This is a genomic window from Streptosporangium sp. NPDC000396 (genome assembly GCF_042898655.1).
Lineage (GTDB): Bacteria > Actinomycetota > Actinomycetes > Streptosporangiales > Streptosporangiaceae > Streptosporangium.
Window position 1 is genome coordinate 1 of record NZ_JBIAZA010000032.1, and the last position, 12,536, is coordinate 12,536.

Genomic DNA, 12,536 nt, shown 5'->3' on the forward strand with positions numbered 1-12,536 from the left:
GGGCCTGCCCCGACGGCACGCACGGCGCACCAACAAGATCATAAGAACCCGAAGATCACCACATCGAAAATCTCTACGGTTCGAGGGTATTGCCAGTCACCTCCAGGAAACCTGAAGGAATGCTGTGTGATCTCCACCACATCGAACCTTAGGCGTGCATGATACGAAGCTTCGGGATGGCCCCAAAAGGAGGCAGATCTCGAGTTCTCACGAAGTCGCCACCGCGACAGCCGCCAGCACCGACGCGGTCAAACCGCCCGCTGCCACCAGCCCGGCGCCGATCAGCGGCAGGCGTCGGGCCCACTCCCCCAGCCGCGCCGATCCCGCCAGCGCGTCCCTGCCTCGCAGTACGGCGACGCCGACTCCGGCGAGAGTGCCTGCCATCCCCACGCCGAACGCCGTCACCATGGCGAGCGCGAACGCGGCCCGACCGGTGAGCAAGCCGGTGAGGAGCAGCAGGAAGGCCGAGGGCGAGGGAAGGAGCCCGCCCGACACGCCCATCGTGACGATGCCCCGCCAGGTCAGCAACGAGCCCGCGTCACCGTGACCATGACCGTGACCGTGGCCATGGCCGTGACCGTGGCCATGGCCGTGACCGTGGCCGTGACCGTGGCCGTGCCGGCGGCGGAGGTGACTGCGGAGGAGGCCCACGCCGACCCCCAGTACGACAAGCGACCCGCCGAGCTGCAACCAGCGCGTCACCGCCCCCAGGGAGGGCGCGCTGTCCACGGCCAGCCACCAGCCGACGGCCAGTACGGCCACCGACACGGTGTGCATGACCGCCACCACCACCCCCAGCAGCACCGCATCCCGGATCCGGCCGTTGCCGCCGACCAGGTAACCGGCCGTCAGCGTCTTGCCGTGTCCCGGCGCGCAGGCGTGCACCGCTCCGGCCACCAGGGCGACCAGCAGCGCGAGGGGTAGCACCACATCGCTGTCCACCAGTGAGGACAGTTCGGCCGTCCACGCGCCGGCGAACCCGATCGACGAGCCGGGCGTGCTCGCCGCACCGTCGAAGCGCAGCACGTGCGCGGGTGCGGTCGCGGTGTGCAGCGCGCCCCCGCCGCCCGGCGTCGTGGACACCGTCCGGTACGCCTGGTCCACGTCGGTGAGCGCGGTGATGGTGAGGGTGACGGCACGGATCTCGGCCCGGCACCGGAAGCGCAGGACCGCGCCGGAGGCGGCCAGGGCCTCGGCCCGCACCGCCTCCGGCTGACACGCTGTCCCGTCCTGCGACACCTCGATGTGCTCACGGAGATAGTCGCCGACCGGCTGACCCCGATCGGCGGCCACCTTGTCGAGCCGCGCCAGGTCGTCGGCGGCGGCCGACCAGGTCACCTCGACCGTGTCGCCGTGCGCGGTCACCTTCGCCGCGAGCGGCGGGCCGAAGGGGTGTGCCCACCCCGGACCCGCCGCTCCCAGCAGGATCAGCGCCGCCAGGCCCACTGCCGCGAGCAGGCGAGCGAGACCCCGTGTCGTGGCCTTGATCACTGGCCGGAACCGCCACGGATCTTCGTGGCCTCGAGCGCGTGGATCGAGCCGTCGTCGGTCAGCGCGTAGAGCATGTTTCCACTCACCGACAGCGCCGACGCCACGCCCGCGCCCAGGTTGTACTCGGCCAGCTTGCGGCCGCTCGCCCGATCGAGCGCCACCACGCGCCCGTCCCAGGTCGTGGCGTAGACCACGGTCTCGGTCACCAGCGTGTGCATCGCCGGAGATCCGGGGCCCGCCGCCGCGCACCCGGCCGCGACCCGCCACTTGTCGTCCATCGGGCTCTCACCCGGCAGATAACCCAGCGGCGTCTCCCAGACCGGGGTCGCCGGAGCCGCCGAGGCCGTGTCATAGGCCCTGACCACACCGTCGACGCTCGCCACATACGCCATCGCGCCCCTGGTCGCCGGGCTGGTCACCGGAGGCGGCCCGGGCTCGCAGGTGCTTGCCGTACCGAGCTTGGCCTGCCAGAGCACCTTCGCGCCCGCCTGCAGGTCGTGACCGCGCACGCCGGAGGAGGTGGCGGTCACCATCTGCGTGTCGGTGAACGCGGGTGAGGACTGCGTGAACAGTTCGCCCCCGGTGTCCACCGAGGACTGCTGCTTGCAGGTGGTCAGGTCCATCGCGATCAGCGTCTGGCTGGACCCCGAGTGCAGGTAGGCGGTGGTGGCACCGGGCCGCCGTACGGCGACGCTGTGGAACTCGCCCCAGGCGACGGGCGCGCCGAAGCCGCCCGGCAGCTTGGCACCGGTCTTCGCGTCGCGGCAGAGCACGGTGTCCCACGCCTGGTAGACCGCCACGGAGCGGTCCGGCAGGTCGAAGACGCTCACCGGTCCGCCCGCCCGGCCGTAGCGGCGCACGGTCGAGCCGGTGACGTTCTCGTCGTCGATCGTCTCCCACGCCACCTTGCCGGTGCCCGCGTCGAGGGCGTACACGCGGCCGACGCCCGTGGTGAGGTAGACCTTGCCGTCGTGCACGGTCGGGAAGGACTCGGCGTCGCCGTCCAGATAGGTCCGCCACAGCTCCGCACCGGTCAGCGCGTCGTAGGCGAGCATCATGCTGTACGGCGAGTCGAACGCCTGCGAGGCGACGATCACCTTGCCGTCCACCACGGCCGCGCCGTTGAGGTGGAACTGCTCGCCGGTGTTGGCTGCCCAGCGCAGGTCGAGCTTGGCGCCCGGGTCGTCCTTGGCCGACGAGCGGGACTCCTCGTCGCCGCCCTGCCTGGTCCAGTCCTGGCCCAGCTCGGGCTGGTTGACACGGCCGTCGGCGAGCACCTGGAAGGTGGTCTTGACCGTCGGCCAGGCCTTGCCCGCGGTGTCGACCGCGACCATTTCCGCCGTGTAGGTGCCCGGGCGCAGGCCGGCGATGCGGGAGCTCACCCTGGTCCACGAGATGTGCGCCTTGGGGCACGGCTCCGCCTTACCGCCGGGCGGGGTGTAGCAGTTGACCTGGCCCGTGGGCTTGGTCTCGCGGCCGAACGCCATCTCGGGATCGTGCCAGGCCACCTTGCCGTTCCTGGCGCGGATGGTCAGCGCGGCGGTGGCGGGGGTGCGGCCGTCGTCCTCGGCGTACAGCTCGACCGGGACGCCGGCCTTCATGCCGTGGACGCTGCCCTCGGCCGGGCTGACCAGCGCGACGTCGTCGTCGACCTCGAACTGGCGGTGCGTGCCGGCGATGTAGCCGGTGTCCTCGTTCTCCTTGGTATTCGGGTCGTCGGTGATGCCGCTGAAGTCGAGGATCTTGTAGTCGGGCCTGGCGGAGTCGATGCCGTACACGCCCATGTTGTTGACCTCGACCGACCTGGCGAACGCGCCACGACGGTACTCGGCCTGCTGGTTGTGGCCCGCCGCGAACATCCGCACGTCGTACTTGGCCAGCTCGTCCACGGTCGGCTGCATGCCGGCGCCGGGACCCCACTTGGTGAACAGCGAGCGGTGCGCGAAGACCAGCACCTGCTTGCCGACGGCGTGCCTGCGCAGGTCCTCACGCAGCCACGTCAGCTGTGGGCCAAGTCCCCTGGAGTCGTAGTTGTCCTCCAGGACCACGACGTGACGGCCGTCGCGGTCGAAGCTGTACCACTCGGGGCCCATGTTCTTGCGCCAGTACTCCAGGCTGCCGCCGTAGCCGCTGGAGGTCGCGGTGCCGCCGACGTCGTGGTTGCCGATGACCGGATAGTACGGATGGCCGAGCTTGCCCTTGCGCAGGCCCTCGCGCAGGATGTCGTATCCGGCCTGGCGGCGAGGCTCGGCCGCGTAGTCGGTCACCGTGAGGTCGCCGGTGGTCATGGTCAGCGTGGCGCCATGCACCTCGGACATCGCCTCGACCTGACCCTGCCAGCGCGGCAGCGAGCTCTTGGCCGCGGCGTCGGTGGTGTTGCTCACCTCGACGTCGGAGACCATCAGCCACTTCTCTTTGGGGTTCGCCGCGTTGGTGTCGGGGACCAGCGCGAAGTCGAGACCCTTCAGCGGTCCCTGCCCACCGGGCACCTCGCGGAAGAAGGCCGGCACGTAGTCGTCGCGCAGCACCGGCGTGTAGCCGTTCGGCGAGATGACACTGACCAGGTCGGTCTCCCTGCGCTTGCGGTCGACGGTCATCGAGTAGCCGCCGTCGGCGCCGGTGGTCGCCCACACCGCGCCGTCGGTGACGGACACACCCGGCATGCCCTTCTCACCGGCGTCCTTGACGCCGTCGCCGTCCTGGTCGGCGAAGACCGTACCCTCGACGGTCACGGCATCGGTGCCACCACCGGCGAGGGTGAACGTGACCGGCTGGCTCAGCGGATCGTAGCCGTCGTTGGCCAGGAAGTGCGCGGTCCAGGTGCCCTCTCCGAGGGCACCGCTGTTCAGCGTGACGGTTCCCGCGGCAAGCGGTGCGTACACCCAGGTCTTCGACGCGACGGAGCCGGGCTTTTCGCCTGAGCCGTAGATGCCCACCCAGTTGAGCGCGCCCGGCTTGTCGGTGGTGTAGCGGAACGTGAGCGGATCGCCGAGCTTCGGGTTGGCGGTGGTGAGCTCGAGAGTGCTGGCCGAGGCGGCCGCCTTCGTCGCGGCGCTCGACTCAGGACTCGGCGAGTCGCTCGGTGCGGTGCTCGGCGAGTCGCTCGGTGCAGTGCTCGGCGAGTCGCTCGGCGAGTCGCTCGGTGCGGCGCTTTCCGAGGTGCTCGGATTGTTCATGGCGGCCTGCGCGGTGCTCGGGGCGAGCACCGCGATCGCGGCCCCCGCGGCCACGACACCCAACCATCCGCTACGACGACGCAGCCATACCAGTGCGGTGGCAGCCAGTACGGAGCCGAGCAGGATGGCCACCAGTGACAGCGGTGGCCACGGCGAGGACGGCGCGTGCGAACCGGTGGCGTCGACGATCGGAAGCGCGTCCGTCACGTTCGACGTGACACCGCCGAACTCGGCGACGATCTCCGACAGCCCGCCCGCGCGCAGCAGCGCGCCCAGGTCCAGGCTGTCCACCGCGCACGACCACGCCAGCTCGATGACCACACCGCCGGGGATGCCGCCGCTGTCGCCGGACACCCCGTGCGCGCTGACCGGGCATCCACCTCCCAGCAGCTCGCTCGCCCAGGTTCCGGCGCGGTCGGGGGTGATGACATCTTTGTGCACAACCAAGCGACCGCTTGTTATTCCAGCGGTGGTGCTGACGACCAGCTCGGCGTGACTACGGGTCAGGTGGGCGGACGCGGGACTGGCGGAAATGCCCAGCGTGACGGCCAACGCTACGGCGAACACTCCGACGACTTGCACTGTACGTAATATGTGATGCTTTGCGCGAGGCATGCCACAAAGCTAGACAAGTGGGGGGTTGGAAACCGAGATGCCTTCGAGGATGTTCATCCCATTCGTCCCAAGAGTTCACCCGTATCCGCGATGACCCAACTCGTCACGGGAGGCCCGCGCACAGCGCACGGGAAGGATCGCTAGGCGGAGAGACTTCCTGTGATGGTGGCCAGGGCGGAGCGGGGGGCTTTGCCGAGCAGAGTTCGCAGGTCATCGCCGGTTTCGGCCATGAAGCCGTTCGCGATGCTGGAGAACGTGCTCATCAGCATCGGAACCTGGAAGGGCGCCAGGCCGAAGGCGGCGAGGGACTCGCGGGCCTGGGCCAGGGTGCCGGGCTCGTAGGAGACGGCGTTCCCGGTGGCCTGGGTGAGGGCCGCGGCCAGGTCCGCGCCGCCGATGGCCTTCTCTCCGACCAGTTCGTAGACCCGGCCCGCGTGCGAGAAGGCATCGGTCACGACGCGGGCAGCGGCGTCGGCCAGGTCCTCGCGGGCGACCGCGGCCAGCCGTCCGTCGCCCAGAGGAGCGGTGATCTTCCCGTCCACGGCGAGCGTGAGCATGGCCAGCAGTTCGGCGTAGAGGCCGTTGCGCAGGATCGTCCAGGCCGTGGTGCCCCCTCGGAGCCTGTGTTCGGTCCAGCGGTGAGCGAGGGCGTAGGTCAGGTGGTCCCCGGCGGCGCTGAGGCTGGTGTAGACGATGTGCCCGATCTCCGCCTTCTCCGCCGCCTCGATCGCCGCGCCATGCCGGGCGATGACGACGTCGTCCTCGCCATATCCGGCGGAGATGAGCAGCAGCGTGTCCACCCCGGCGAAGCCGTCCGTCAGGGAGGCGGGATCGTCGAAGTCGATACGGCGCACCGGGAACCCGGCCGGGACCTGCTCCGGGCTCCGAGTGCCGATCACGACGTCGTCGCGTCCCGCGAGCCGTTCGACGACGAGCTTCCCGAGGGCGCCCGCCGCACCGGTGATGAGAATCATGGAAATCCCCCTCGAATGGGTGGTTCTCTTCGATAACTGAGGCCATCATCAGTAACTGGGGCGGATCCCATAAGGAGGCACTTCAATGTCAGTGGGGCACACGGCGGTAACCACCGAGCCGCTCGTCTCCTGCGGTGGCGAGCACGAGGACTGCGGCATCCGCGAGGTCCTTGACCGGATCGGGGACAAGTGGTCGGTGCTGGTGGTCGTCGAGCTTGCCCAAGGCGTGCGCCGGTTCCGGCAGCTCCAGCGGGCGGTTCCCGGGATCTCCCAGCGAATGCTCACCCTGACCGTCCGCCGCCTGGAGCGTGACGGCCTGGTCCGCCGGACCGTCTACCCCACGATTCCCCCGCAGGTCGAATACGAGCTGACCTCGATGGGGCACAGCCTCACCCATCTGCTGAAGGCCATGGCCGACTGGTCGGCCGCCCACCGTGAGGCCATCGCGGCCTCACGCCGCACGTGGGACGCCGCCAATCCCGGCTCCGGCATCCGTTAGAACCCGCAGGAACAGGGTCAGTCCGCGGCAAGAAGGGTGCCGATCTGCGCGTCGGCGCGATCGTCGCGGTCTTCCTTCATGCTCAGCTTCGGTTACGTGTGACGAGCTTCTCCACGGCGGTGATGATGCCGATGGCGATCGGGATGCCGACGGCTGCGCCGACCAGGAGGGCGAAAAGTTCCATATGGAACATCCTGCTCGACAGGCCTCGCCTCCGGATTTTCACTGTCGCCGTCCGGTGCGCATGGCGGCTTCCTCGCTCATCGGCGTGTGATTGGCCACGGCCTGGCCGTACCCGAATGGGCCGGGGTGGTCGCCGGATTCTTTTGGCAACCGCGTAGGGAAGATTTGCCGTCGATCGCCTGACATGATCTCAAACGGTGGGCCGGCCAGGCATGCGCGTTTGAGGGAGGTGTCACCACATGGAGCCACTGCGAGCGGGTGATCCGCGCAAGGTGGGGCCGTACCGGCTGGAGCGGAAGCTGGGCGGGGGCGGGATGGGACAGGTGTTTCTGGACCGTTCACCTGGCGGGCGGCCGGTCGCGGTCAAGGTGGTGCGCCCGGAGCTCGCCGACGACGCCGGGTTCCGGCCGATGCGATCCTCTACCGTGTCGTCCACGAAGAACCCGATCTGACCGGTCTGCCCGCCTCTCTCGTGGGCTTGATCACCGCCTGCCTCGCCAAGGATCCCGCCGATCGGCCCGCCGTCGGCGACATCCTCGACAAGCTCACCGCGTCCGCCTTAACCGCCACGCGATGGCTCCCACCCGACATCACCACAATGATCGTTGAACGGGGCGGGACAAAGGGAACCCCGACCGCCGTCTCGCGTGATCCGGAACCGGCCACGATCGGAATGACCGCCATCGGGAGGGAGACGTCCGCGGATCGGGCGAACCTCAAGGTTGGGAACCTCAGCCAACGCGACCTGGACGTCATTCTCGACGACACCGTCCTGGGCACGATCTACGCGGGCGGGAGCAGCACCTTCTACGTCGGCCCGGGTGTCCACTCCGTACAGGTGAAGTCCGGTCCGCAGCGCAGTGCGCTCAGGCGGATCGAGACACGAGCCGGCGCCACCGTCAGGCTCGCCTTCGACGTCCCTCCCGGCCGCGCCGGCACCGGCCTGGAATCGGCCGACACGGCGACCTTCTCGCGGAGCAGGGCCTCGATCGCGATCCCGGCGGGCGTGGGCTGGATGCTGTTCTCGGCGGGGTTCGGCGCGCTCGCGCTGGTTGCGGGCCTCCTGATCGAGGGCACGGACCGTGTGAAGTGGGAGGTGGTCTTGCCTTTCATCGGGGTGTGGACTCTGGGCGCCGGTGTTCTGGTCAGCCTGATAGCGCTGGCGGTGACTCCCACCCGGCTCACCCTGGATTCCAACGGGCTCACGCTCGACCCCGGATCCAAAGACAAGCGCAAGGTTCGCTCGATCAGCTGGGACACCCTCTCTCAGGTCAGCCTGATCGGCGACGGTTACGGCGCCAAGCTCGTCGTCTGGTACCGAGAGGAGCATCGCCCGCCTGCCGGTTCCGTCTTCCAGGGCGGCACCGTCGTGTGCGGCGCCCGGCAAGTAACCGACAAGCAAGGCCTCTCCCGGATCCGGGGAGCGCTGACATGGTTCGCTGGCGACCTTTACGTCGAGCAGCCGACGTGACCCGCGCCTGCTCGGCTGACGGAAACGGAGTGCCGAGGCCTGCACCGCCGCGCACCGCGAGCGCGCCCGGAAACTGACGCGCGGGACCTGGGACTGATCAGGTTCGGACAGGCCGGTGCCCGACCAGGGCAGCCGCAGCCGAAGAAGTCCTCAGGTTCACTGACAGCAGGTGTCAGTGATGCGGTCCTAGCCTCCCGCACATGAACAACAGCACTGGCTTCAGCTTCTTCACCGGCACCTATGACGTCGTCAACCGTTGGCGCAAGAACTTCCTCGACCCCACGGAGGGAGCTGATCGGTGGGAGGAGTTCCCCGGTGTCACCCGTGCTTCCGCGCATTTCGACGGCCGGGCCAGCTTCGATGAGATCGAGTTCCCGACGAAGGGGTTCGCCGGCCTGACCCTGCGGCTGTATGACCCTGCGGCCGACGCGTGGTCCCTGTACTGGGCAAGCGGGCGCACCGGCACGCTCTTCCCGCCGGTCACCGGCCGCTTCAACCCAGACGGAACCGGCGTCTTCTATGGCGATGACGAGCACGACGGTCACAAGGTGAAGGTTCGCTTCATCTGGTCGGAGATCACGCCGAGCACCGCCCACTGGGAACAGGCGTTCTCCGTGGACGGGGGACAGACGTGGATCACCAACTGGCACATGTCCATGACACGCCAGGCCGCCTGACCAAGTGCAGGGTCAGTCCGTGGGGAGAAGAGTGCCGAGCGGCCCCAGGTCGAGGTTGAGATCAGCGGGAGTGAGCCCGAAGCGCTCGCACAGTTCGGTCATGGCCTCCTCAAGGCGCATCAGCGTCAACCCCAGCGTCTCGATCTGCGCGTCGGACAGATCGCCCTGCTCCATCCGCCGCACGCACTGGCGTTCCACCAGCTGCCGCACGAGTTCCACGAGGGTGAGCACGAGACGGCTCAGATCGCGCTCGATCGCCTCGGAGTCGGCTTCGATGCGCAGGCGGCTCGGCCGTGGCCCGTCTCGCATGTCCCGTGCCGGGTCGGCGCGCTCCACTCGTATGTCCCGGGCCGGCTCGGCGCGCTCCACTCGTATGTCCCGGGCCGGAGCAGCGCGCTCCACGATCGGCTCGCCTCTGGACCAGCTCATGGCGGACCCCCATGACTGTCGTATTCGGACTCCCGCACGGACATGATCAGCGTGCGCAGCGAGATGCGCACGAGTTCGATGTCGGCGATGGAGAGGACAAGGTCTCCGGTCACGACGACGCCACCGGCCAGCAGCCGGTCCAGCAGGTCGACGAGCGCTATGCGTTCGGTCGGCAGGCGGCCGTCGGCGGCCAGCACAGCGCCTCTCGGGCGGTCAGCTGTCACCACGCGCCTCCGAAGCCGTACCACGCGCCTCCTCATCCGCCCTGTCGAGCTCCAGGGCGGTGAAGGAGTAGGGCGCCCAGGGGCCGGTGAGCTGCACGTCGATCCCCTGCCCGCGGAGGGTGTCGAGGGTGGCCGCGAACTCGTCCTCGCGATCGTCGTCGACGAGGTAGGCGCCGTTGAGCACCATCCATTCGTTACGGCCGGACAGCTGCGGATCCTGAGGCCGGTGACGCCGGCTCGCGACGGCGACGGCCGTCAGGGTGGTGTGGATGTGTTCCGCGTGCGCGGCCGCCTCCCGCCACGTCTCCTCCCGGTTGCGCAGGCTCGCCTGGCGGCGTTTCAGATAGGCCGTCCCGGGGCTGGTGGTCTCCGCGGCGGCCGGTTCGTCCCCTCCGGCGGGAGGAGCCGCGGCCGGGTCCACATACGCCTTCACTCCCCATTCCTTCCGCCCGGCGATGTGGGAGAGCACGGCGACGAAGTCGTCATGCCGCCGTTTCAGCAGGTCGCGCACCTGTTCCTCGCCGCTGTAGACGGTCGCGAGCCGTACGGGAGCCGTCGGAGCCGCCTCCGCCACGGCCTCCACGACACGGTGGTGGGCGCGGGCCGTTCCCTCCACCCAGTCCAGGTCCTCCAGGGAACGCCTGAGCGGCTCCTCCCCGAACTGGTCCAGGGGTACGGCGCTCACATAGGCGACGAGGCCGGCGTGCGTGATCGCTTGTACGGGTGCCCCGGCCACGCCCACCAGATCCGGCAGGTGGACATCCGCCTCGCGCGCGATCGCGTAGACATACGTGCCCGCGTCAGTCCTCACGGTCCCTCACCTCACGAGACCGCCTGCCACCGCTCTCCCCCCGCCTTTCGAGGGAGCGGTAGTCCTCGCGCTCTCTCACCTCACGAGACCGCCCGCCGGTGCCCTCCCCCCTTTCGAGCTCTTGATCCCCCTCCATGGCGGCGAGCCGGCGGCGGAGCCTGCGGTTCTCCTCGATCAGGTCGTGATCCTTGGAGGTGAGCCATGGGTCGTGCTCCCACCAGTCGATGCCCAGTTCCCGCGCCGTGTCGACCGAGGCGATCAGCAACCGTAGTTTGATCGTCAGCAACTCGATGTCCAGCAGGTTGACGCGGATGTCTCCGGCGATCACCACGCCCCTGTCGAGCACCCGCTCCAGGATGTCGCCGAGGTTGGACGACTCACGTCCGGCGGGTGCCCTCGCGCCGTAGGGTTGGGGCGCCCCCGGGCCGAATCGCGCTGGATTGGTCATGTCAGGACGCCTCATAGGTGTCGCCGCTACCACGCCTGTAGCGTCGCAGCCTGCGGTATGACAGCAGGTCGCCTTCCTCGTCGATCTCGGCCTCGTAGAGCGCCAGGACATCCCCCGTGGACGGGACACGGCGGTCTTCGACGACCTCGACCTCGACCGTCCAGCCGTCTTCCATCGGCTTCACCTTCGTGACCCCCTCCGGCTCCCTTCCGGTCAGTTCGCCGATATGGCGCAGCCCGGCCGCACCGGCGGTCATCGCCGACAGATGGCGGGATCGTCGGGCCGCCTTCGGCGCCTTCGCCTCGCCGAACTCCTCTTCCTCGCCGAGGTCCTCTTCCTCTTCTTCGTAGAGGTCGTCCTGATCCTCGTCGACGGCCTCGTCGCCGACCTTCTCGTAGCGGTCGTCGGAGGCACGCGAATCCGCGGGTCTGCGCCTGGCAGGCACGAGATCACCTTCCCTCCCCGCTTCTTCCCCTCACGGTCACACCGGCGCGCCCGGCTCTTCGATCATCTGGCTGAGGATCCGCTCCGTCTCCAGGGCTTCCTCCTCCTCGGAGATCAGACCCTCACGCCTGGCCTCCTCCAGCGCCTCCAGCTGGCGCCGGACCGCCGCCGGATGCCGGGTTTCGTACTCGACCTGCTCCTGTATGAGCTCGGCGAGGCGGATCACTCCGCGAATCGGCGCGAACGGCAGACCGAAGATCAGGCCTATCAGTCCCACCCGTCATCCCTCCTGCTCCTGCGTTATCACGAAGTCGTACGGTGCCAGCGGACCGAGCAGGCGCAGGTCGGTCCGTCCCTCCCACCGGCGGCCGAACTCCTCCAGGGCTTTCTCGATCTCGGTCCGCCGATCGGTCTCCACGAGGAGGGCCAGATGCACCGCGTCCTGCTCGTGGGTCGGCTCACGCATGGCGACCGCGACGCACAGCGGAGCGAGGGCATCGATCAGCGTGCGCGTGTCGGCGTCGCGCTTGGCCGCCACCGTCTCGTTGATCACCTCTCCGAGCCGGATCCGCGCGTCCCAGGTCGCATCCTCCGGCAGTCCGCGGATCTCCTCACGCAGTTGCGCGGCCTCCGCGTTCTCCGCCAGCACCTCTCCGAGCAGCGCCTGCTCGACGTAGCGGCCCTTGACGACGTATTCCGCCCGTCCTTCGAGGTTCTTCAGGGCGGCGAGGAACTCGTCGTGGTGGGGGGCCAGCAGTTCGTCGGCGACCGATTCCGGACTGTCCAGCACCGCCCCGAACCGGAACGGGAGCACGGGCACCTCGGCGGCGGTGCCGTCCAGCAGTCGCTGGTGAGCCATCAGGTCCTCCGGCGTGCCGAGAGGCCGGTCCGGGGGGACGTCACTCACCAGAGCCGCGATCTCGCCGTACTTCACCAGCTCGACCCGGCCGGGCGGGTCCCCCACCCCACGGGCGTCGGGATTCGCCTCGACATCCGCCGGTACGACGCCGTAGACATAGGAAGCGGTGCTTCGCTCGGTCCGAGCGGCCTGCTCGGACCCGGCGGTTCCAGACTTTCCGCTAGAGCCGGGCATG

14 protein-coding genes are annotated in these 12,536 nt (G+C 69.2%); 4 read left to right on the forward strand and 10 right to left on the reverse strand.

Features of this window, described 5'->3' with window-relative positions; translation table 11 throughout:
• Positions 1 to 207 precede the first annotated feature (207 nt).
• From ACFY2X_RS37360 to ACFY2X_RS37370, 3 genes are all read right to left on the reverse strand, one after another.
• Positions 208 to 1,491, reverse strand: coding sequence for a hypothetical protein (locus tag ACFY2X_RS37360; protein WP_389947807.1), 1,284 nt, complete (start codon positions 1,489 to 1,491; stop codon positions 208 to 210).
• On the reverse strand, positions 1,488 to 5,108 hold the full coding sequence (locus ACFY2X_RS37365; RefSeq protein WP_389947914.1) for a PQQ-binding-like beta-propeller repeat protein: 3,621 nt from the start codon (positions 5,106 to 5,108) through the stop codon (positions 1,488 to 1,490). The genes ACFY2X_RS37360 and ACFY2X_RS37365 overlap by 4 nt, the downstream gene beginning before the upstream one ends.
• Before the next feature lie 314 nt (positions 5,109 to 5,422).
• Complete coding sequence (locus tag ACFY2X_RS37370; protein ID WP_389947808.1) at positions 5,423 to 6,256, reverse strand: NAD(P)H-binding protein; 834 nt, start codon at positions 6,254 to 6,256, stop codon at positions 5,423 to 5,425.
• Between the two features lie 85 nt (positions 6,257 to 6,341).
• Here ACFY2X_RS37370 and ACFY2X_RS37375 point away from each other — a divergent pair, with 85 nt between their 5' ends.
• The 4 genes from ACFY2X_RS37375 to ACFY2X_RS37390 all read left to right on the forward strand — a co-directional run bounded on the left by ACFY2X_RS37375 (position 6,342) and on the right by ACFY2X_RS37390 (position 9,086).
• Complete coding sequence (locus ACFY2X_RS37375) at positions 6,342 to 6,755, forward strand: winged helix-turn-helix transcriptional regulator (RefSeq protein WP_389947809.1); 414 nt, start codon at positions 6,342 to 6,344, stop codon at positions 6,753 to 6,755.
• Between the two features lie 422 nt (positions 6,756 to 7,177).
• Positions 7,178 to 7,390, forward strand: a complete 213-nt coding sequence (locus tag ACFY2X_RS37380; protein ID WP_389947810.1) for a hypothetical protein — start codon at positions 7,178 to 7,180, stop codon at positions 7,388 to 7,390.
• Positions 7,391 to 7,416: 26 nt separating this feature from the next.
• On the forward strand, positions 7,417 to 8,409 hold the full coding sequence (locus tag ACFY2X_RS37385; protein ID WP_389947811.1) for a hypothetical protein: 993 nt from the start codon (positions 7,417 to 7,419) through the stop codon (positions 8,407 to 8,409).
• A gap of 200 nt (positions 8,410 to 8,609) precedes the next feature.
• Positions 8,610 to 9,086: a hypothetical protein gene (locus tag ACFY2X_RS37390; protein ID WP_389947812.1), complete on the forward strand. Its 477-nt coding sequence runs from the start codon at positions 8,610 to 8,612 to the stop codon at positions 9,084 to 9,086.
• A gap of 12 nt (positions 9,087 to 9,098) precedes the next feature.
• Here the strand turns inward: ACFY2X_RS37390 and ACFY2X_RS37395 are convergent, their stop codons facing one another.
• From ACFY2X_RS37395 to ACFY2X_RS37425, 7 genes are read right to left on the reverse strand one after another with little or no spacing between them, the layout of a single operon-like run.
• Positions 9,099 to 9,515 (reverse strand): gas vesicle protein K, encoded by a 417-nt coding sequence (locus ACFY2X_RS37395; protein ID WP_389947813.1) that lies wholly within the window; start codon positions 9,513 to 9,515, stop codon positions 9,099 to 9,101.
• Positions 9,512 to 9,739 (reverse strand): gas vesicle protein, encoded by a 228-nt coding sequence (locus ACFY2X_RS37400; RefSeq protein ID WP_389947814.1) that lies wholly within the window; start codon positions 9,737 to 9,739, stop codon positions 9,512 to 9,514. The genes ACFY2X_RS37395 and ACFY2X_RS37400 overlap by 4 nt, the downstream gene beginning before the upstream one ends.
• The gene (locus tag ACFY2X_RS37405; protein ID WP_389947815.1) at positions 9,729 to 10,550 is read right to left on the reverse strand and encodes a GvpL/GvpF family gas vesicle protein; all 822 of its coding nucleotides are present in this window, start codon (positions 10,548 to 10,550) and stop codon (positions 9,729 to 9,731) included. Before ACFY2X_RS37405 ends, ACFY2X_RS37400 begins: the two co-directional genes overlap by 11 nt.
• The gene (locus ACFY2X_RS37410; RefSeq protein ID WP_389947816.1) at positions 10,540 to 10,998 is read right to left on the reverse strand and encodes a gas vesicle protein; all 459 of its coding nucleotides are present in this window, start codon (positions 10,996 to 10,998) and stop codon (positions 10,540 to 10,542) included. The genes ACFY2X_RS37405 and ACFY2X_RS37410 overlap by 11 nt, the downstream gene beginning before the upstream one ends.
• 1 nt (position 10,999) lies before the next feature.
• Entirely contained in the window at positions 11,000 to 11,443 is a 444-nt protein-coding gene (gene gvpO / locus ACFY2X_RS37415) for a gas vesicle protein GvpO (protein ID WP_389947817.1), read from the reverse strand.
• A gap of 36 nt (positions 11,444 to 11,479) precedes the next feature.
• Entirely contained in the window at positions 11,480 to 11,719 is a 240-nt protein-coding gene (locus tag ACFY2X_RS37420) for a gas vesicle protein GvpG (protein WP_389947818.1), read from the reverse strand.
• 3 nt (positions 11,720 to 11,722) lie between these two features.
• A complete protein-coding gene (locus ACFY2X_RS37425) occupies positions 11,723 to 12,535 on the reverse strand; it encodes a GvpL/GvpF family gas vesicle protein (protein ID WP_389947819.1) in 813 nt (270 codons plus the stop codon).
• Position 12,536: the final 1 nt, after the last annotated feature.